Source organism: Cocleimonas flava, assembly GCF_004339015.1.
Lineage (GTDB): Bacteria > Pseudomonadota > Gammaproteobacteria > Thiotrichales > Thiotrichaceae > Cocleimonas > Cocleimonas flava.
This window is the reverse complement of the sequence record NZ_SMFQ01000002.1, coordinates 864780-884402: the sequence shown is the minus strand read 5'-3', so window position 1 is coordinate 884402 and position 19623 is coordinate 864780. Positions and strand designations below refer to the sequence as shown.

The window sequence follows — 19623 nt, the reverse complement described above, 5'->3', positions numbered from 1 at the left end:
TTGATAATTAATTTCGTTTAGATTTACGTCTTTTTTTTCTTTTCTTTTTACTTGTTTTCACAGAAGCAAAATCTAACGATCTCACCGTAGTTACACGCGCCAGTATTTTGATAATTCCCTGATGTTTAAGGTGACGAGCAAGTCCTAATGCAGTTTTGCCATCTGAATTTCTGATATCTGGATCTACACCGACGGAAAGAAAGTATTGTACTAATTGCCAGTGTCCATAGCGGGCAGCAACATGTAAAGGTGTCCAGTTTTTATCTGTTTTTTGGCCTGGGTTAAGACCTTTTTTAACCAGTACTTTGGCTACATCAATGAGTCCATTTGCGCTTGCTATATGAAGAAGAGTAACTCCTCTTGCTCCTTTTTCATTAACATCTGCACCGTTATCAATGAGTTTAATGACCATTGATGCCCAGCCTCTAGAGACAGCAATCCCTAGTGGAGTTTCACCTTTTAAATTCTTGTAGGTGGGCGATGTGCCCGCTCTAAGAAGTTGATCAGCGCGTTGAGTTTTACCTGCTTTCAGCGCATCAAGTAACTCCATTTCTAGAACAGGATTTGAGGGTGGTTTGTTACTCTTAGGTTTTTTAGGTGACTTTGTTAGTTCTTTTTTTTCTTTATCATCACTTTTTTTAGAGGTTTTGGATGATTTAGATGAATTGAATTTTTCCGATCCTGAACTTAATAGCATCAACACTTCTTCTGACAAAGGCTGACCATTAGCATCAAGTAATGCAGTTTGTTTTGCAGTAACGTTAGAACTAAATATAAGCCCGCTAAATAGTAAAAGCGCACCATGAAACATAGTGGATAAGGTGTTGTGCTTATTCATGGCCCTTCCTGAACTCGAGAATTATTATTGATTATATTCTAACAGAATATTTAATCGATAATTCTAAAATCACTTAAAAGCCGGAGGCCATGCTTTCTCTTGTATTTTAATTAATAAGTTTTAGTAACTTCTAGTAACTTCTAAATACTCCAATCATTACACCTTGTATTTCTACTTGGTCTGCAGGGTAGAACATAGATTGTAATTGGCTGTTTGCAGGTCTAAGCTCGACGACCCCTGTATCTTTTGGATAATAGTATTTTAACGTCGCCTCGTAACGATCTACCAGGGCAACAACAATTTCACCTTCTCTTGCTGAATTTTTCTTCTGTATCACGACATAATCTTCGTCCCAGATACCTGCCTCTATCATTGAATCACCTGCAATCTTTAATACATAGCGACCAGGGCCACAAAAGAGTTGTGCAAGGTTAATATTTTGTTGATCTGGAATAGCTTCAATGGGGAAACCAGCTGCGATTCTTCCCATGTAAGGGAGGCTGCCTTCTTCTTCGAAAGGTTCTACTAGCTGATAGGCGGCTTTGCCCTCAGCTTCTTTCAGATAGTTGTTATTTATTAAAGTTCGGATGTGTTTGTGAATGGTGCTGCGCCCGATACCAATATGCTGTCCAATTTCTTCTAATGTAGGTAAGTAGCCCATTTCCTGAGCCATTTCCTGAATGGTATTTAAAACCAGTGATTGTTTAGATGTCAACATGCCGTTCTCCCTTTGTTTCTCAGGATTCTTTATAGCGAACAAAAAAGAAACTTACAAGATAAATTTCAATTACTTGCGATTGTATTGAAATACAGCCAGAGTAATAAGGTTAAGCATCGAAAAAAACAATGTGCAGATAAATAAATCTTTTTAAATTAAAAACTTAGAGTGCTATAGGTTTTAGGGAATAGTTAAGAGACTGATAACTAAAAGAAATATTCTTATTTTGAGAGATTTTAAAACAGTAAATAAATTTTTAAATTCGTAAAAAGTACGGAGCATCTATTGTGCTAATCCAATTTCACTTAACAACCTTTGGTATTTATATTAGTATTTAGTTACGGGTGTCCTCTGTGGTATTCGGAAAGTGTGCGGGTAGTCCCTTGAGCCTAATTACAAACTCCGGGGGTTAGAGAAAGTTTTGTGAGCATGACTGCTACGGCGGTAAGCCTAATAAGCTTTTAAAGACTCCCACTTGAACCTTACTGGTTCAAGGTCAATGTACACTTTGCGATATCTTGGTAGGCACCCTTTTTTGTGCCCGAAACATTATTAAGGGTCTTAGGTGAATTGTTTAGGTTAGCTAAGCGATCTTGCTTCTAAAAAGCACAGGCTTTAGGAATTTTTTGAGCGCTGTTTCTAGGGTCGATATCATTTGCCCAATCCAATACGGGTGCATTACTGCCAAACGGTTCGTCATAGTCTATCCAGTAAACTTCTTTTTGTTTTTTCTGTGTTGTATATTTTGCATCATACCCAAGAAATCGAATGTACTCTGAATGCCTGCGTGCTTCGTCAAGAGAATCAAAAGAACCCAGTGCGATCGCGTTTTTATAAGGTCCTGTCTCGATAATTTTATATTCTGTGACTTCTTGTTTTTTGATGTCATTGATTACTTTTAAAGCTTCAGAACGATTTTTCAGTGGTTCCAGGTACACTAAAAAATTAAGAGTTTGCATGGTTTTCTGTTTGTGTGTTTCTGTCGCCAAACCAAAATTATTAATATTTTTTGCAATTATTTGTGCAGTTTTTTCACTGTTAAATGGTCCAAATGTATAACAGCTACTTTGTCTCGTTGAAGTGTTGCTTTGGTAGATATCACTGTTTTGAATAGGAAGTAAAGTTAAACTTGGTACGCCTTTTTCCTCTGTAAGTGGGGGGGTGCCATGACCCTTACCTATGGTTAATGTCCATATCAAGTAAAAGACATTAAGGCCTAGTAAAACGACTATAAGGTTTTTAATTAGGGAATTAGACATTATTTGATAGTTCTTCCTTGATTACTTTAAGTCCAAACATTAGAAGATCTTGATGTAAATCGTATTCACCCTGCATATACGGCAATAAGCTTTCAGCAGCGCCTCCACAAATGACTCTCTTTATTTCAACGTTTTCTTGTTTCTTCTCTTGGGAGTTTTCGTCCTGCTCAATAATTCGTTTTTCCATCAAATTACAAATATGTTCAATAGAGCCTGCTTGGCCTAATAAGCAACCGCTCGCAATTGCCTGAGTGGTTTCTTTAGAAAAACATTCGGGAGTAAATTCGTTTGACTCATTTCCCCAAAGGCCAAGTAATTCTGTGTTCTGTAATAAGCTTTCAGAGCTCAACTTTAGACCTGGAAGAATAACTCCACCTAAATGTTTTCCATTTCCATCAATGGCGTCAATAGTCGTAGCAGTGCCGGAATCAATAACGATACAAGCGGTTTTATTAGATTCGGAATTATTATTTAAGTAATAAGCGGATAAGATTCCAACAAATCTATCAGCACCTAATTTAGTAGGGTCCTTATACCCATTTTCTATCTTTCCGAGTTTGTTTGTAGAAGTAATTTCAATAAACTTCATTTGTAATTCAAGCGTGATTTTATTAGCTGCGCGGGAGAAAGTTCCACCGAGCACTGAAACCATAATGACGCTATCACAGTCTGTATTTGCGCTTACAATTTTTTCGAAAACTTCTATCGGTAATTCGTACTGATGAGATTGAGAATGTTGCTCCGACAATAGACTATCGTCATCTAAAATAGCCCATTTTAGTTGTGAGTTTCCAGCGTCTATTAACAGTGTTTTCATTGATTAGTTGAGTCTTTGATTATTAGCTTTTATAAACTTTTGTATGGATTTTTTATCGAGTCTTATATCAGCAGAAGAATAAAATTGCGTTTCACCCGATGTGTGTAAAATGCTTAGTCTTCCATGCTTATCGATATCATTTACTGTACCTGAGATAACTTCCCCCTGATGCTGAAAATTTACGCTTTCGCCCCGTAAAATATCCCACTCTCTCCATAAATGCTTAAACGACTGAAAGTCCATGGAAGCAAACCCATCAAGGTGAATAGATAGTCTGTGGATTATTCTGATTAAAAGTTCATCACGGGAAAATTCATCACCTACCATGGCATCGTTTACCGAGGTTATTCCCTGATTGATATTATCTGCTTCAATGCCTGTTAAAGAGATATTTAAGCCAATGCCGATAATAAATTGATCCGAGTAATTTGATGTTTCGATCAAAATACCGCCCATCTTTTTACCTTGCCAGTAAATATCATTGGGCCATTTAACCCCATGATCTTTTAGGCCAATATCTTTTAGTGCTTCGGCAATAGCTATACCCGTAACCAAACCTAACAAAGAACGGTGTTGTGTATTTTCCGTCAGACAAAAACAGAATGATAAATAAATATTACCATTGTCGGGAGATACCCAGTTATTGCCTCGTCTTCCACGTCCATTGAATTGTTTCTCACTAAGACAAACATCCCCACATTGACCGTTTTCCTTTAGCCAGGTGTTAGTGGAAGCCACCTCTTCAAGGTAATGAATTTTGCCAGGTATCTTTGAACCAGCTTCGTGTAAAATCTGCTCAATATTATACGGTTTATGTGTTGTTGGCATAACCAGATAAGCGCTCTTTGGTAATATATTTGCTGGCTATAATAGCACCAATCAGCGCAATAATTGCAGATGATAAAAATGTCCAGATTGCTCCCTGAGAGTCCCAGGCATAGCCACTTAATAAGTGTCCCAAAGTTCCTCCAAGTCCAAAACTCACCCCAGCATAAAGTGCCTGTCCCCGCCCTTGAAGTCGACCGGGGAATAGTGAATGAGCAAGATAAATAGAGCAGGCATGGAATAAACCAAAACTGGCGGCATGAAATAGTTGAGAGATAAATAACAAAACGATGCTATCGACATAAAGTGCCAGCATAACCCACCTGATAGCTGTGATAAACAGCGCCATAGCGAACAAGTGACAAACACTAAATTTTGTTAACAAACGTTTCATGACAATAAATAGCCCTACTTCTGCGAGCACACCTAACGCCCACATAGCACCCGAAAAACCTCGCGAATAACCATGGTCTTCCAAATAAATAGTGAAGAACGTGTAATACGCTCCATGGCTTAAAGATTGAAAGAAGCAAGCGAATAAAAATGCGAGGACGATTGGTTTTTTCAGTGTTTCAATTATATGTGTCTGACTGCTCTGATGGCTGGATTTTGGAGTTCTATCGTCAACTAAAAATGTGGTAACGGTGTTTGCGATAAGTAGCGCCAGAATTATTAAAGGAAGCAGAGAAATATGACTGCCGCCGATAATCAAGGGTAAAACCAACGCTACTACAATAAAACCTACAGAGCCCCATAATCTTATGCTGCTATAGAGGCTTGTGTCGTGCTCTAGGTGATTAAGGGTGAGTGCTTCATATAAAGGGAGTGCTGCATTCCAGAAAAAGCCAAAAGCTGCCATTACAAAGGCAAACCACCAGTAACTTTGAAATGGAATGACGCCGGCAAACACAACCACGGATACAAACATGGAGGCTTGAATAATCACAAGGCGTTTTTGTATGTGATCTGAAATCCAGCTAAACAGGTAAGGTGATGCTACTTTGCTCACCATCACAATAGCAAGAAGCTCACCGATTTCATTCGCATTAAAATTTAAGGATTTAAGATACAGCGCCCAATACGGAAGGAAAGCCCCAAGCGCGGCAAAATAAAAAAAGTAGAACGCTGAAAGTCGAGAGTATTGTGTTTTTCGCATTTAAAAGTCTGTTTACGATTTCGGACAAGACCTTAAAATCGCGAAGTTACAAAAGACAAAGTATATGACTTGTAACTTCAGCTGACTATTTATTTGATAGTTTAAAAGCGACTAGTTTTGTGCAAATTCAGTAAATGTTTTCACCAATAAAAATCATTCCGAAAAACATAAATTCCTGAGGTCACTTAAATAGCAAAATAAAAAAGCCCCTTAAAGTAGGGGGGTGGCTAGAGAGTCAGTATTAATCTAGCGTGCGCCTAAAATGGAGAGTAAACGGTAATCATTCACATTTCTTGCCATATCAACCGCAGTTAAACCATCCGAGGTTCTGGATTGCGGAGAAGAGCCATGATTAATCAGAAAATTAACAATATTCGGATGACGAAAACGAACCGCATGATGCAGTGGTATCCAGTTTTTTACAGTTGGAGCATTCACATAAGCCCCCTTGTTAACTAGAAAAATTACGGCAGAATAATGACCTCGTGCAGCAGCCATATGTAGTGCAGTTTCTCTTTCTCGATTGGATACATTGATATCCAATCCTTGAGATAGAAGTGTTCTTAGCTGGTTTACGTTACCGGCATTTGCTGCGGCAAATAAATCATCGGCTTCCGGAGTCGCAACAGGTGCCGGTGCTCTAGGTGCGTTGTAAGGCTGGTTGCCACTCACATTCTGAGTTGCAGATTGCGGTACACCTTGTTCTGCCTGCTGTTGTTGCGCATACCATTCAAGAAGACGCATTTCTCGAATTCTCTGTTGTTCGAGGCTGGTTTGACCATTATTATAATCTTGTGCATGACTTACTGAAACAAAACTCAATCCCACTATTAGCAGAGTGATCAAAGATAAAAGTAGCTTGCGCATTGTATTTTGAATGGTATTTTGCATGGTATTCCCCGAAGAAGTGCTTAACCGTAATCTAATGAATTAGTATAGAGAGTAAGGTGCTAAATCCATTCTGGAACCAGATAAAGGCGCATAAAATAAAGATGACTGTAATGCACAATGTTTTGTAGGAAAGCGCATGAATGTAAAGAATGTTGAATTTTCTTGAAACTGGTCTACTATTTTAGTTTCTTGAATAAGCCCAACCACACAACGGTATACATGAAGTATTTGTTTTTGCTCTTTTTGCTTACCTACGCTTTGTTATTTACAGCTGGATGTAATAGCGAGGATAGGATATCTGCATTAAAAAAATGCACCGTATTAGGAACAGAATCGATCGTTTATGCGCGAGCAAATTATGTGAAGTTATTTCATTACTTCAATCCTGATAAGTTTTCTGACTCTTATGAGCAAACTAAAGAGTTCGATCACGTAACCTCCAGAAATATAATCAACACTTACGATATAGCGATCAGGAAATTAAAAACAGATGATGAGGATACCGAGTCGTTGATTTCTTCGTGTCAGCAACTCGCTGATTTTAGTAAAGCTTTTGTCGACCAGTCTTACCCAAGGGCAATGTCTCATCAAAGTAAGCACGATGTATTAAGCGATGCATTTTTTATAGAGATCAATCAGATCGTTAAATTTGATAATAAAATTGGCGTATTTGATGAGAACACCAAGAGCTTTAAGCAGTATGTGGAAGAGTATCGAAACACGGTGCAAAACTATGTGACTAAATACAAGGATGAATTGCCAGAAGAGCTTATCAATTCATTCTAGTATCTTGATATCAATTCAATGGGAAATTTAAACGACTTTAGCAATTAACTCTTTGGCTTTTTCAGCATCAAGTAAAATTTGGGCTTTTAGCTCTTCAAAATTATCAAAACGCTTTTCTTCGCGAATATATTCCAGCAATTCTACGCAAATATATTGCCCATAGACTGAATCTGAAAAACCAAATAGATGCACTTCTAAACGATTCTGACTGCCAGACACCGTTGGGCGATTGCCTAGATTTGCGACGCCGGTGTAACTGGAATTATTTAAGCCATAAACGCGAACGGCATAAACTCCTCGCTTGGGGGAAATATTTTCCGGAAGTTTTAAGTTTAATGTAGGGAAATTAATGGTTCGACCACGTTTCTCTCCATGGCGAATTCTTCCGCTGAGCTGATAATTTTTTCCGAGTAAGCTATTTGCCAGAGAAATATCACCGTGCTCCAGCGCTTTTCTAATTCTGGTGCTGCTAACACGCTGAGATTCTTTTTCTAGCGTTGGGGTGTCAACAACCGTCATACCAGAATGCTTGCCTAGGGTTTTTAATAAAGCAAAGTCACCCCCCCGGTTATAGCCGAATTTAAAATCATCGCCAACGGCGAGGTGTTTAACATTCAGATAATCTTCAAGGATATCTTTTACAAATACTTTAGGCGCCATATTGGCTAGTGCTTCATCAAACTTTAAGCAAAGAAAATTATTAACGCCTAATTGCTCTAATAAACGAATCTTGTCGCGCAGTGGGTAGATTCGAGTTGGAGGATAAGGGCTAAAATATTCAGCGGGTAGTGGCTCAAAACTAACGACTGTTAGTGGTAGCTGTAATTCTTTGGCTTTTTGTTTTAGCTTACCGATGATTTTTTGATGGCCTAGGTGGAGTCCATCAAAGTTACCGATGGTGGCGACACACGCAGAATCATTCTTCTTCGGTGAACTAATATGGCGGATAAATTTCATCCGTAAAGTTTAACCCAAAGATTCGAAATTGTTTTGTCTAAGTGCTTCATAAGTGACAATCGCTACGGTATTAGAAAGATTCAAGCTACGGCTCTCTTTTAGCATTGGTAGACGTAATTTATTTTCTTCTGTGAAGGTCTTTAATACTTCATCAGGTAAACCGCGTGTTTCCGGCCCAAATAGCAGGATTGAATCTGCCACGAGTTTCGCATCTGTATAAGTTGTTTTACCTTTTGTGGTCAATGCAAAAACAGGTCGATCACCAATAAAGTCTAAAAAGCTTTGATAGTTTTCATGTTCTTGAATTGTCGCCATATCGCGGTAATCCATACCCGCACGTCTTAATTTTTTTTCATCAAGATCAAAACCCAGTGGATGGATTAAATGCAAGCGTGATCCGGTGTTCGCACAAAGGCGCATAATGTTGCCTGTATTTGGCGGTATTTCAGGCTCAAAGAGCGCTATATCAATCATATTAATAATTACTTCTTATAAAATTTAAATTCAATCAAAAACTTGTTAACTTATCTCTTGACAACTAAATACGAAAACGCTCTAATAGCGCCCTCGCTTAAGGCCCGATAGCTCAGTCGGTAGAGCAGAGGATTGAAAATCCTCGTGTCGGTGGTTCGATTCCACCTCGGGCCACCATTTTAAGCTTCTAGCTCCACTTCTTGTTTTATCTCCTAACACTCTAGCTTTTCCATACACAAATAACTCGTGTTTAAAATTTTCAAACCGCGTAGCGTTTTTTACTGATGCTTGGATCCAAACTCATCCATATTTCCAATACGAAATTCCTTTTGAAGACATTTTTAAGCATATAATCCATCACAACGATATTTTAGAGATACCTGCATTATTGATTCATAGCTCTCATTAGCTTTGATATGAGCGTGTTTATACGGTCTTGTTAAGGAATTAGTACGAGTAATATCAGGTGCGCTATCTTGCGCAAATAACAAGATGAAATCTACTGATAAATGTAGAAAAAATGCAGTTTTAATAAGCATAGCAGCACTTCTATCAATTTAAGCCGTGAGGATATAGTGGGTAGTTCATTTGAATGACTTATGAGATGTTAAAGTCGAATAGAGCAACTAAGCAATAAAAACTGCCCCAAAGGTGGGGGGTGGGTTTTGAAACGTGCTAAGGGCTAATTAACTTCATTGTAGCTAGTCTTTAATGAGACATTAATACTGGAACGATCATAGACTTCAATAATATTGTAGAGACGCTGCCGAATATTTTCTGTTTTAACGTAGGCGTACCGTAACCGCCAATCACTAGCAAATCGACATCATATTCTGAAATTTTATTAAGAATTGTTGTGGGTACATTATTCGAGCCAGGATTGACGCGCATCAGCTTGACGTTAATCTCATGATGCGATAAATGCCTAATTAGTCTTTCCTCCATTAAATTATTCTTTTGCTCTTTTTGTTTTTTACTTTCAACAATCAGAATGAAGACTTCTTTGGTTTTGGCTAATAAAGGAATTGAATCATGGATTGCACGACTTGCAGCAGGAGTGCCATCCCATGCAATCATCGCTTTTTTAAAACCTATTCTTCTAGTGCCAATGTATGGCATGAATAAAATTGGTCTACCACTATGTAGAATGACTTCTTGTGAGAAGTCCTCTAGCCTTGAGAAATTATCTCTTGATGGGTCAGGTTGCCCGAGTATTACAAGGTCTGCATTACGAGCGTATTGTGCCATCTTGAGGGCACTTTTAGATGCGCCACCGTTAATGACTAGTGATTCGACATTAATGCCTTCAGCCACAGCATTTTCGGCGAATTCATCAGCTATTTTGTGGGCTTGTTTATCCGATATGCGTATGAGGACTTCCTCATTATCGGACTTTGCGTGAATTGGCTTCATAGAAGCCAATGAGGCCCCTGTTAAATGGGCCCCATGTGCTTTGGAAATATCAAATGCAGCATTAACTCGATCTTCGTGTCCGGCACTATCATCGAGAAAAACAAGTATGTCTTTAATGCTCAAATGTAATTTTACTTACTATATCGCGAGGTATTCATGACGAAGTTCTTCGTTATCTAGGACTTCTTTGGCAGTACCGTCAAACACGATATTACCCATATCAAGAATTAATGCACGATCAGCTAAACGAAGGGCAGCAACCGCATTTTGTTCAACGATAATGGTTGTAATACCTTGTTTCTTAATGCTATCAACGATGCTGGCTATCTCTTGTACGATAACAGGCGCCAAGCCTTCATAAGGCTCATCGAGCAGTAATAATTTGATATCACGAGCTAGCGCTCTTGCAACAGCCAGCATTTGCTGCTCACCACCCGATAGAGTAGTACCCATCTGATTGCGACGTTCTGCAAGGCGTGGAAAATGCTCGTAAAGTCGCTCTATGCTCCAGCCTACAGGCGGAGCAATTTGTGCGAGCTCTAAATTCTCATGAACGGTTAAGCCGGCAATAATACGGCGATCTTCTGGTACTAGAGCAACACCACTTTGAGCCGCTTCGTAAGAAGACATTTTATGCAAAGGTTTATGGTCTAGCCAAATTTCACCGTGAGTTACTTGAGGATCATCAACACGTGCAATAGAACGTAGCGTTGATGTTTTACCCGCACCGTTTCTACCAAGAAGTGCGACAACTTCGCCTTCACGGATATCAAAATTTACACCTTGAACGATATAACTCTCACCGTAGTATGAGTGAATATCCCAACATGAGAAAAAAGCAGGATCAGATCCTTGACTCTGAACTGGGGCGACTCTGTCTTTGACCTTTATATTATCGACTATTCGATCACTCATCTTCTTGTTCTCCCAGGTATGCTTCTTTTACTTTTGGATCATTTTTAATTTCTTCGGGTGTGCCTGTGGCAATGATATGACCACGAGCAAGTACACTGATTCTATCGGCAAGGCTGAACACTACATGCATATCGTGCTCGATAATGACTTTTGTCATTTCACCCATCTTGCCACTTTTTAATAGATCAATTGTGGCATTAGTATCGTGTCTCGCCATACCAGCAGTTGGTTCATCTAACAACAGTAAAGTAGGGTGTTGAATCAATCCCATTGCAAGCTCGAGACGACGCTTATCACCACGAGACATACTGCCAGCGTGATGGTCATGAAACCTATCTAAATTAAAGTCGGCTAGTGTTGCCATCGCCTCTTCATGTATAGCAGTTTCTTTAAGGAGACTTTTAAATGGATTGAATTTGAATGTTCCATCACGTTTTGCAAGTGCTGGAATCATCACGTTCTCAAGAAGAGTGAGTTCAGGAAAGATTTCTGGTGTTTGGAATACACGAACCATTCCTGCATGATTAATATCATGCGCTTCCATTCCAATCATATTCTTTCCGTTGAACGTCACACTTCCGTTATCTGGAATTAATCGTCCAATACAACAGTTAAGAAGTGTAGATTTACCCGCACCATTGGGGCCGATAATCGCGTGTGTCTCACCTTCCTCAATTTGTAGATTCACATCTTGTAGAGCGTGCAAGCCACCAAAGGTTTTATTTACGCCTTTAATCTCAAGGATATTACTCATTTTGCCTCTCCTTCGATTTCAGCAGTTCTATTGTCTTCGCCCTTTCCAAAAATACCTAAAATAAAGTCTTTAATTTTGGTTACACCTTCCATAACACCACCTGGTAAGAATATAACTATCAGCATGAATAACGCACCTAGTGTCAAATGCCAGCCTTCCCCAACAAAAACATTCGAAATATTTACCACAATGGTTTGTAACCACTCTGGCATAAAGCTGAATATTTCTGTTAATTCGGATTTATTTAACGCAGAGAATATATTTTCAAGATACTTAATGATTCCAGCGCCTAGTAATGGGCCGATTAAAGTACCAACACCACCCATGATTGTCATCAATACTACTTCACCAGAAGCCGTCCATTGCATTCTTTCAGCACCCGCAAGAGGATCGATTGACGCCAAAAGTCCACCAGCTAAACCTGCATACATACCAGATATAATGAAAGCTGTTAATAGGTAAGGTTTGGTGTTGAAGCCTGTGTATTTCATTCGGGTTTGATTAGACTTTATTGCTAACAACTTCATCCCAAAAGGTGATCGGAAAATCTTTAATGAAATATAAAATGCGAAAATCAAAAAAGCTGCAGCAACATAGAAACCAGAATACCCACTCATCAAAGTGCCGAATAAATTGGTAGATGGGAGGCCATCCGTTACAACAACGCCAAACATTGAATCAATGATGCGTGGGTCTTGTTGCTCCAGCTGCAAGCCAGTTTCACCGTTAGTTATAGGTGTCAGTACAGAATAAGCAAGACTATATGCCATTTGTGCAAAAGCTAAGGTTAATATTGAGAAGTAAATGCCAGAACGTCTCAGACTCAAGTAGCCAATAATCAAAGCGAATATGCCTGACACAATGACTGCGAGAATTATTGCAGGCACGACATTCATCGTCAGTAATTTAAAAGACCAAACGGCGGTATATGAACCTATTCCTAAAAAGGCTGCATGACCAAAGGATAAATAACCCGTTAGACCAAATAGAATATTATAACCAACTGCAAATATTCCAAATATTGCAAATTTCTGAAGTAAGTCAGGATAGTTGGCACCAATTGGCGCAGTCCACATTGGCGCAGTTAAAACAACAGCTGCAAATATCAGCATGATGACGGTATTACTTTTAATTAAATTTTTCATCATTAATCCTCAAATACGCCTTCGCGTCCCATTAATCCACGCGGTCTTACTAGAAGTATCACTACTGCCACTAAGTAAATAATAATTTGATCAATACCAGGGAATAACGATGACACTTCAGTCATCGAAGCGAATGATTGTAAAACCCCCAATAAGAATCCAGCTGCAACAGCGCCTGGTAAAGAGCCCATGCCACCAACAACCACTACAACAAAGGACAGTACTAAGAAGTCCATGCCCATGTGATAGTCAGGTGGTAATATTGGTGCATACATAACACCTGCTAGACCTGCTACTAATGCAGCAATAGCGAATACGATAGTGAAGCGCTTTTGAATATTGATACCCAATAAACCGACAGTCTCACGGTCTGCCATACCCGCCCTAACTACCATTCCGAAGGTCGTAAATTTCAAGAAGGCAAATACGGCAAGGATTATTGCTGCAGAGAAGACTAAGTAAATTAATCGCCACCATGGGTAAACTAAATTTTCGTTGAGTCCAAAGAATGCTCCAACCGCCGCACTACCAGAAACTACATCTGGTGCAGGTGTTGGAATTGGATTTGCTCCAAAAAAATGACGAATGACCTCTTGTATAATAATTGCCAAACCAAAGGTCACGAGAATTTGTTCTGCATGTGAACGTTTGTAAAAATGTCTGATTAGGCCACGTTCCATTATAAAACCAATCAATAGCATCACTGGAATTGCCATTATTATTGATAGTGGGACGGCATAATCAATGATCGCGGTTCCTGTGTCACCCCACCATATTTCTAAATAGGGTTGCTCCTTATATGCATCGAAAAAAGTAATACTTTCATCTTTTACTTTTTTAGATATCGTAAGAATTTTTTGAAAGCTGACGGCGCAAAAAGCACCAAGCATGAATAATGCACCGTGTGCAAAGTTAACAATACCCAAGGTGCCAAATGCTAGAGTCAGACCTAATGCAATTAATGCATAAGCTGCACCTTTATCAAGGCCATTGAGTAGTTGGATCAGAATCGCATCCATGATTTTATCTTCTCTTTTTGTGAGCTAAAGTATTTGAATCAATTTAGAATTTATATAAAAAGATAGCGAGCATTTAAAAATAAACACTGTTTGCGTATATTTCAAATTATTAGTAAAAATGAAATTTTTTGATTCAAGCGTGTAGGTAACCGTTTATAAATATTGAAACTATTATTTATAACGATTAAGTATTTAAAATTTAAAACCCCATCAGAAGTATTCCGATGGGGTTAATTTTACGACTACTTATACTTCGTATGGACCTAATTCGCCACCAAGTAGTTCTGGCTTGTATTCAACTTGTGCACGAGGAACTTCTTGTACAACTTCAAGCAGATCGAATTGACTAGTTGGGTTTTGATTACCACGTACAACCAATACATCTTTGAAACACTGATGATCTTCAGCACGATATTCAGTTTTACCGTTACCCATACCGTCAAACTCAAAGCCTTCAAGTGCTTTAATAACTTCTGGTGGATAGAAAGTACCAGCCATTTCACATGCATTTGCATATAAAAGAGTCTGAACATAACACGTATGAGCAGCCATTGATGGTGGGTTACCATACTCAGCACCAAATGACTTAACAAAAGCTGCTGAACCTTCGTCTTTAAGTGCCCAGTTCCAGTTAGTAGAACCTAAGATACCTTTGATGTTTTCACCAGCACCCTGTGCCATTAAACGAGAGAATAAAGGAACAACTATCTGGAAATCTTTACCATTAACTTGCTTATCACGTAAACCAAACTGTACTGCCTGGGTGAGTGAATTAACCATGTCTTTACCGTAATGGTTAAGAACAAGTACGTCAGCTCCAGAGTTTAGTACCGGTGTAATAAATTGTGAGAAGTCACCTGCGCCAACAGGAGTTTTAACTGCTGCTTTGGTTTTCCAACCCATGGCTTCTGTGTACTTTTTGATTGAACCTTCTTGAGACCAACCCCAAGTATAGTCAGCCGTTAGGTGATAAGCAGTACGATCTTTACCATACTCTTTCTCAAGTACTGGACCAAGTGCAGCTCCAGACATTTCAGTATTGAAGAAATGACGGAAACCGTAACGACGCTTGTCTTTACCTGTTGTATCGTTTGAGTGAGTCAAACCAGCCATGAAAATGGTACCCATTTCCTGACATAGACCCTGTACTGCTATTGCAACACCAGATGAAGAGCCACCTGTGATCATTAATGCGCCATCTTTTTCGATCATACGCTTAGCAGATGCACGTGCAGCATCTGATTTGGTTTGAGTATCACCTGTTGAGAAGACAACTTTCTTACCGAGAATACCATTGCCTTTCAACATGCTAGGCTTCATGGTTTTCATCATTCCACCATCGCCTTCGCCGTTAAGGTGCTTAACCGCTAATTTGTAAGCGCGTAATTCGTCAGCACCTTCATCGGCATAAGGACCAGACTGTGGTACGTTGAATCCTAGGGTTACTGTTTTAGAATCTTTAGGGTCATTTCTAAAGTCCTTTGCCGCGTACGCGTCTTTCATAAAAATCATTGGTGCAGAAGCGGCTACGCCTGTAGCACTCGCAACTTTGAGGAAACCACGTCTGTTTAGATGTGGCGTATTTTCATTTTTTTTCATTGTTTCTCTCCTTGGGGTTTAACAAGACTGCGGGTAAAAATATTATTATTGTTAGCGATCTAATAATGCAATTTGCACATTTACTAGAAAATGGCTCTTTAAGAGAGCTCTAAATACAGGCTATCATCAATAAAGATTAAACCTAAACAGTCGTTTTTTTCTATTGCACCATGTGTGTACATCAGTGATGTTGGTCAAAATAGATCGCCGAGTATAAGCTATGTTTTTGTTTTTTCTAAGACTATTGGTAGAATTTATGTAAATTATTTCAAAACTTAATATTAGTAAATTTAATATTAAGGTTTTCAAAACTTAAATTTAATACTGGAGAAATATCAATTATGAAAGCGCTATCAAAGGCTTAGAGGATTTCACATAAGTCTGATTATTTTTGTTTTTTGAAACTATTTCACACCAAAAATGAATTTTTGCCGTGCTAAAGATTTGGATTGATCGAATTTAATTTGATCATTTTTTAAGCTAATCCCAAATTTTTTCCATATATTTTCGAGCTCAGGATCAAAAGCCTTGCTTTTCATTTTGTTATATAAATTCATAAGTGTTTGAGTGCCAACAGCTTTATCTCCGATTGAAAATACCTCGCTTATTGGCCATGTTCCATCAGCAGCCATACTTGCACCAGAATGATTGATCGCCCTTAGCGCATCTTCCAGCCCTAACTTATTATTGGTCTGTTCACGTATTTCAATATCGGCTAGTAGGAAATATATGGCACCACCCCAGTATTTCATTCCCCAGCTGCGGGTGTTATCTAATCCTCTTTCACCCTCTTTAGGGATACCGTTGGGTGTCCCTTTTAATAACCAGAGCCAGACATCTTTCTCTTTAACTATGCCAGCTTTGAGTCTAACTAAGGGCTCAACATAGGTGGCAAGACCTTCTTGAGCCCAGCCATGATCATCCTCCATCAGGGGAAATGCCAAGTGAACCATTTCATGTACCAATACCCAATCTTGTTGTAATTGTTGTTCTGTGATGTCAGGTTGAATTCTTAATACAATTAAGGGAGTAGCCCGGTAATAAGCATTGCCGCCAATTCTTGAGCCAGAGCCCGGGGTGATTGCAATTTTTAGATTTTTCACGGGAAATTGCTCAAAGTAATCGGCAACGGCGATTGCAGATTTTTCTATCCAGTTAACGATGGTTTGTTGATCCAGTGCAAGGTGCTTATCTGACATTTCAGGCGAAAATCTCAGGTTTATTGAGCTGCCTTTAATAGTCAAATGATACTCTGAATTGGCATTAGCGTTTGCACTGCTAAAGCTGCCACTAAGAATGGTTAACAGTAACAACAAATAACAAACATAGACTCTAACTGGTCGGAGTATCATGGATAACCCTCTTGTAAGATACTCTAAGCGATACGTTTAGTATTGGTCGTTAGAGGCAGGAAATTAAAATCAGGATAAGTACCTTGTAAAAAAGTGCCTATAAGTAGGGGGGTGTCTTAGTATATTTATGAGTAGTTAAACACGAGTATTTGATGAATAACACTCAGCTAATCGCTCTATTCCAAGCTCTATTTGGTCACAACTCGAGTTACCATAACCAATTAATAAACCGAGGTTTTTAGGCGGTTTCTGATAAAGCTTATTTGCGGAATATATGCCCACGGATTTATTTTTAGCGAGTTGAATAAAGTCTTTTTCTTTGGCCGCATCAAGCTGTTTGAACCAAACTAATAAATGAATACCTGCATTGGTCCCTTCAACAGATATCTCATTACCAAAATATTCTTCAAGCTTGGATATCAAGATTTCACGTCGTCTGGAATAGATCTTACGCATGCGTTTTAAGTGTCGAGCATAAAGCGGAGAGTTAATGAATTCAGCCAGTATTTGCTGATTGAGCAACGGGCTGTGTCGATCGCTACACCACTTTAAAGCGGTAAAGGGCTCAACTAAAGGCGTCGGTAAAATGACATAGCCAATGCGTAAAACAGGGGAAAGTACTTTCGAGAAGGTGCCTATATAAATCGTCTGACCTGATTGATCTAATCCTTGAATGGCTTCGATTGGAGGACCTTGATAGCGGAATTCACTGTCATAATCGTCTTCTACGATAAAGGCATTATTTGCATTCGCCCATTCGAGTAATTTAATACGCCTCGATAATGGCAGAACAGCACCAGTAGGGAATTGATGAGAGGGAGTGGTGTAAACCAAGCGTACGTTGTTATTTCCTGTCGAATTTGATTTATTATCTGGATCGATTTTATCAAGATCAATGCCTTCATTATCGACATCGCATCTGATCAATTTAGCGCCGGCATTTGAAAACGCCTGTGCCGCGCCACGATATCCCGGTTCTTCGATAATGACTTTTTCACCTTTTTGAATCAACAAGCGTGCGATTAAATCTAAAGCCTGCTGTGACCCATTAGTGATTACAATATTATCGGCATTACATTGGCATCCCCTGTTTTGTTGCGCATAGCGTGCAATGCTTTCACGCAATTTTAAAAGCCCTTCGGGTCTTTGGTAATTTGAGTCCAGGGTTTGGCTAAAGCGACGAGCAATCTGATTGATGTCTTTTAATAAATACTCATTGATATCAACGGGGCCATATTGAAAATTGACATCAAGCGCCGCCCTATCAAGATGATTCAGGTCATAAGCTTGCCATTGTTTCAATGAATATTGTGCTGAGTCGCTGAGTTTGGGCGGTCGATAGTGTTGTTTTGGTAACTGTTGTTGCTTGCTTAAATCATTATCCGTGACAAAACTGCCAGAGCCAAACCGTGTCTCGATATAGCCTTCTGCTAACAGTTGTTCATAACAATTAATCACAGTATTGCGAGAAACATGTAATGATTTGGCTAACTCACGACTAGACGGTAGCTTTTCACCTGCTTTGTATTCCCCAGCTAAAATCGTATTTTTAAGGCTTTCGTAGAGTTGTCTATACAGAGAGCCTTGGCCGCTTAATTTAATCATTATTGGTCGAAGTGGTTCCTAAATATTGTGTGTAATTGGCGCTTTAAATAAACCAATATTCTTCGATAATAGACTATAAATTAAAGATGTTTTTATAAATTTAAGTATCAGTAGCGAAAACAATCAGCACGGAGAAAAGATCAATGAGCGAACATAAAAACAGCCTGGGGCAGCCAATTGGTTTTCCGATGCAAGATTGGACCGGCTGCGAATTTCCCTCCCGTTCTGAAATGGTAGGGCAATACTGTCGGCTTGAACCGATAGATATACAATTACACGCAGACGATCTATATCAAGCCTATGGCAAAGACCAGGATCAGAGCAACTGGACGTACCTACCCTATGGACCTTTCGAGAATAAAGCAGACTTTGTCACGTGGTTAGAAGCAACAAGCCTCGGAGATGATCCGCTGTTTTATACGGTGATAGATTTAAAAACAAATCAGGCCGTTGGAGTGGCGACTTATTTGCGTATTAACCCTAAAGATGGCGTTATTGAAGTAGGACATATTCATTTTTCACCACTTATGCAGCAGACCCCCATTTCTACAGAAGCCATGTATTTAATGATGCGACGTGTATTCAACGAATTGGGGTATCGTCGTTATGAGTGGAAGTGCGATTCACTAAATGGCCCATCAAGAGCTGCGGCTTTACGACTGGGTTTTCAGTTTGAAGGGATTTTCCGTCAACTGACCATGTACAAAGCCAGAAATCGTGACACAGCCTGGTTTTCTATTCTGGATAAAGAATGGCCGAAACTAGAAGCGACATTTAAAAGTTGGTTAGACCCGGAAAACTTTGATGAAACTGGGAAGCAACGCTCGAGCCTCGCAAGTTTTAGAACATGATTTAATTCAGGGGATTCATTCATTAAAAAAGACTAGCTGATTAGAAGGAAAAGCCACCCCCCTACTTTGAATGATATTACGTTTTTGTTTTTTTAAAACGTAAATAGAATTTATGCAGAGCTAGGCACTTTTTTATTGATTGGTTAGACATCGATACTCATTTGAACTGCACAAAATCTCCATATAAAATTTGCTAAAGTTACGCATAACAGTGGAACTAACCTGCTATAGTTTGATAAATTAACTTAC

At 39.1% G+C, this 19623-nt stretch carries 19 protein-coding genes, 1 tRNA gene and 1 other RNA gene; 4 read left to right on the top strand and 17 right to left on the bottom strand.

Going from position 1 to position 19623, the window contains the following annotated elements:
* Positions 1-7: 7 nt before the first annotated feature.
* The gene (locus tag EV695_RS04075) at positions 8-838 is read right to left on the bottom strand and encodes an ankyrin repeat domain-containing protein (protein ID WP_131904626.1); all 831 of its coding nucleotides are present in this window, start codon (positions 836-838) and stop codon (positions 8-10) included.
* A 130-nt stretch (positions 839-968) separates the two neighbouring features.
* The gene (gene lexA / locus EV695_RS04070; protein ID WP_131904625.1) at positions 969-1556 is read right to left on the bottom strand and encodes a transcriptional repressor LexA; all 588 of its coding nucleotides are present in this window, start codon (positions 1554-1556) and stop codon (positions 969-971) included.
* Positions 1557-1901: 345 nt separating this feature from the next.
* On the opposite strand from lexA, the gene ssrS reads away from it, so the two are divergent.
* A non-coding RNA gene (gene ssrS, locus EV695_RS04065) (6S RNA) lies at positions 1902-2085 on the top strand.
* A gap of 70 nt (positions 2086-2155) precedes the next feature.
* Here ssrS and EV695_RS04060 read toward each other — a convergent pair.
* The 5 genes from EV695_RS04060 to EV695_RS04040 form a co-directional block, all read right to left on the bottom strand.
* Positions 2156-2815 carry an SPOR domain-containing protein gene (locus EV695_RS04060; protein WP_131904624.1) on the bottom strand — a complete coding sequence of 220 codons (660 nt, stop codon included), beginning with the start codon at positions 2813-2815 and terminating at the stop codon, positions 2156-2158.
* The gene (locus tag EV695_RS04055) at positions 2808-3632 is read right to left on the bottom strand and encodes a type III pantothenate kinase (protein ID WP_131904623.1); all 825 of its coding nucleotides are present in this window, start codon (positions 3630-3632) and stop codon (positions 2808-2810) included. Before EV695_RS04055 ends, EV695_RS04060 begins: the two co-directional genes overlap by 8 nt.
* Before the next feature lie 3 nt (positions 3633-3635).
* Positions 3636-4460 (bottom strand): biotin--[acetyl-CoA-carboxylase] ligase, encoded by an 825-nt coding sequence (locus tag EV695_RS04050; RefSeq protein WP_131904622.1) that lies wholly within the window; start codon positions 4458-4460, stop codon positions 3636-3638.
* The gene (locus tag EV695_RS04045; RefSeq protein WP_131904621.1) at positions 4444-5613 is read right to left on the bottom strand and encodes an MFS transporter; all 1170 of its coding nucleotides are present in this window, start codon (positions 5611-5613) and stop codon (positions 4444-4446) included. The genes EV695_RS04050 and EV695_RS04045 overlap by 17 nt, the downstream gene beginning before the upstream one ends.
* A gap of 246 nt (positions 5614-5859) precedes the next feature.
* Positions 5860-6504, bottom strand: a complete 645-nt coding sequence (locus tag EV695_RS04040; RefSeq protein ID WP_131904620.1) for an ankyrin repeat domain-containing protein — start codon at positions 6502-6504, stop codon at positions 5860-5862.
* Positions 6505-6864: 360 nt separating this feature from the next.
* Here EV695_RS04040 and EV695_RS04035 point away from each other — a divergent pair, with 360 nt between their 5' ends.
* A complete protein-coding gene (locus tag EV695_RS04035; RefSeq protein ID WP_131904619.1) occupies positions 6865-7290 on the top strand; it encodes a hypothetical protein in 426 nt (141 codons plus the stop codon).
* Positions 7291-7317: 27 nt separating this feature from the next.
* Here EV695_RS04035 and ribF read toward each other — a convergent pair whose 3' ends face one another.
* Together ribF and EV695_RS04025 are read right to left on the bottom strand one after the other, a co-directional pair.
* Entirely contained in the window at positions 7318-8247 is a 930-nt protein-coding gene (ribF, locus tag EV695_RS04030) for a bifunctional riboflavin kinase/FAD synthetase (RefSeq protein WP_131904618.1), read from the bottom strand.
* Between the two features lie 9 nt (positions 8248-8256).
* Positions 8257-8721 (bottom strand): tRNA (cytidine(34)-2'-O)-methyltransferase, encoded by a 465-nt coding sequence (locus EV695_RS04025; RefSeq protein WP_131904617.1) that lies wholly within the window; start codon positions 8719-8721, stop codon positions 8257-8259.
* A 101-nt stretch (positions 8722-8822) separates the two neighbouring features.
* On the opposite strand from EV695_RS04025, the gene EV695_RS04020 reads away from it, so the two are divergent.
* Positions 8823-8898 (top strand) — tRNA-Phe (locus EV695_RS04020).
* A 531-nt stretch (positions 8899-9429) separates the two neighbouring features.
* Here the strand turns inward: EV695_RS04020 and EV695_RS04015 are convergent.
* From EV695_RS04015 to pdxR, 8 genes are all read right to left on the bottom strand, one after another.
* Positions 9430-10257 (bottom strand): universal stress protein, encoded by an 828-nt coding sequence (locus EV695_RS04015; protein WP_131904616.1) that lies wholly within the window; start codon positions 10255-10257, stop codon positions 9430-9432.
* 15 nt (positions 10258-10272) lie between these two features.
* Positions 10273-11049: an ABC transporter ATP-binding protein gene (locus tag EV695_RS04010; protein ID WP_131904615.1), complete on the bottom strand. Its 777-nt coding sequence runs from the start codon at positions 11047-11049 to the stop codon at positions 10273-10275.
* Positions 11042-11803 (bottom strand): ABC transporter ATP-binding protein, encoded by a 762-nt coding sequence (locus EV695_RS04005; protein WP_131904614.1) that lies wholly within the window; start codon positions 11801-11803, stop codon positions 11042-11044. Before EV695_RS04005 ends, EV695_RS04010 begins: the two co-directional genes overlap by 8 nt.
* Positions 11800-12948: a branched-chain amino acid ABC transporter permease gene (locus EV695_RS04000; protein WP_207906939.1), complete on the bottom strand. Its 1149-nt coding sequence runs from the start codon at positions 12946-12948 to the stop codon at positions 11800-11802. Before EV695_RS04000 ends, EV695_RS04005 begins: the two co-directional genes overlap by 4 nt.
* Before the next feature lie 2 nt (positions 12949-12950).
* Complete coding sequence (locus EV695_RS03995) at positions 12951-13967, bottom strand: branched-chain amino acid ABC transporter permease (protein WP_131904612.1); 1017 nt, start codon at positions 13965-13967, stop codon at positions 12951-12953.
* A gap of 246 nt (positions 13968-14213) precedes the next feature.
* Positions 14214-15566 (bottom strand): substrate-binding protein, encoded by a 1353-nt coding sequence (locus tag EV695_RS03990; RefSeq protein ID WP_131904611.1) that lies wholly within the window; start codon positions 15564-15566, stop codon positions 14214-14216.
* Between the two features lie 404 nt (positions 15567-15970).
* Entirely contained in the window at positions 15971-16918 is a 948-nt protein-coding gene (locus EV695_RS03985; RefSeq protein WP_131904610.1) for a hypothetical protein, read from the bottom strand.
* A 135-nt stretch (positions 16919-17053) separates the two neighbouring features.
* Entirely contained in the window at positions 17054-18523 is a 1470-nt protein-coding gene (gene pdxR, locus EV695_RS03980; RefSeq protein WP_131904609.1) for a MocR-like pyridoxine biosynthesis transcription factor PdxR, read from the bottom strand.
* Between the two features lie 143 nt (positions 18524-18666).
* Between pdxR and EV695_RS03975 the strand changes: the two genes are divergently transcribed.
* Positions 18667-19374 (top strand): GNAT family N-acetyltransferase, encoded by a 708-nt coding sequence (locus EV695_RS03975; protein ID WP_131904608.1) that lies wholly within the window; start codon positions 18667-18669, stop codon positions 19372-19374.
* Positions 19375-19623: the final 249 nt, after the last annotated feature.

Excerpts from the sequence above, each read along its gene's own strand:
- EV695_RS04075 (WP_131904626.1), bottom strand. The coding sequence starts at position 838 with ATGAATAAGCACAACACCTTATCCACTATGTTTCATGGTGCGCTTTTA.
- lexA (WP_131904625.1), bottom strand. The coding sequence starts at position 1,556 with ATGTTGACATCTAAACAATCACTGGTTTTAAATACCATTCAGGAAATG.
- EV695_RS04060 (WP_131904624.1), bottom strand. The coding sequence starts at position 2,815 with ATGTCTAATTCCCTAATTAAAAACCTTATAGTCGTTTTACTAGGCCTT.
- EV695_RS04055 (WP_131904623.1), bottom strand. The coding sequence starts at position 3,632 with ATGAAAACACTGTTAATAGACGCTGGAAACTCACAACTAAAATGGGCT.
- EV695_RS04050 (WP_131904622.1), bottom strand. The coding sequence starts at position 4,460 with ATGCCAACAACACATAAACCGTATAATATTGAGCAGATTTTACACGAA.
- EV695_RS04045 (WP_131904621.1), bottom strand. The coding sequence starts at position 5,613 with ATGCGAAAAACACAATACTCTCGACTTTCAGCGTTCTACTTTTTTTAT.
- EV695_RS04040 (WP_131904620.1), bottom strand. The coding sequence starts at position 6,504 with ATGCAAAATACCATTCAAAATACAATGCGCAAGCTACTTTTATCTTTG.
- ribF (WP_131904618.1), bottom strand. The coding sequence starts at position 8,247 with ATGAAATTTATCCGCCATATTAGTTCACCGAAGAAGAATGATTCTGCG.
- EV695_RS04025 (WP_131904617.1), bottom strand. The coding sequence starts at position 8,721 with ATGATTGATATAGCGCTCTTTGAGCCTGAAATACCGCCAAATACAGGC.
- EV695_RS04010 (WP_131904615.1), bottom strand. The coding sequence starts at position 11,049 with ATGAGTGATCGAATAGTCGATAATATAAAGGTCAAAGACAGAGTCGCC.
- EV695_RS04005 (WP_131904614.1), bottom strand. The coding sequence starts at position 11,803 with ATGAGTAATATCCTTGAGATTAAAGGCGTAAATAAAACCTTTGGTGGC.
- EV695_RS04000 (WP_207906939.1), bottom strand. The coding sequence starts at position 12,948 with ATGAAAAATTTAATTAAAAGTAATACCGTCATCATGCTGATATTTGCA.
- EV695_RS03995 (WP_131904612.1), bottom strand. The coding sequence starts at position 13,967 with ATGGATGCGATTCTGATCCAACTACTCAATGGCCTTGATAAAGGTGCA.
- EV695_RS03990 (WP_131904611.1), bottom strand. The coding sequence starts at position 15,566 with ATGAAAAAAAATGAAAATACGCCACATCTAAACAGACGTGGTTTCCTC.
- EV695_RS03985 (WP_131904610.1), bottom strand. The coding sequence starts at position 16,918 with ATGATACTCCGACCAGTTAGAGTCTATGTTTGTTATTTGTTGTTACTG.
- pdxR (WP_131904609.1), bottom strand. The coding sequence starts at position 18,523 with ATGATTAAATTAAGCGGCCAAGGCTCTCTGTATAGACAACTCTACGAA.
- EV695_RS03975 (WP_131904608.1), top strand. The coding sequence starts at position 18,667 with ATGAGCGAACATAAAAACAGCCTGGGGCAGCCAATTGGTTTTCCGATG.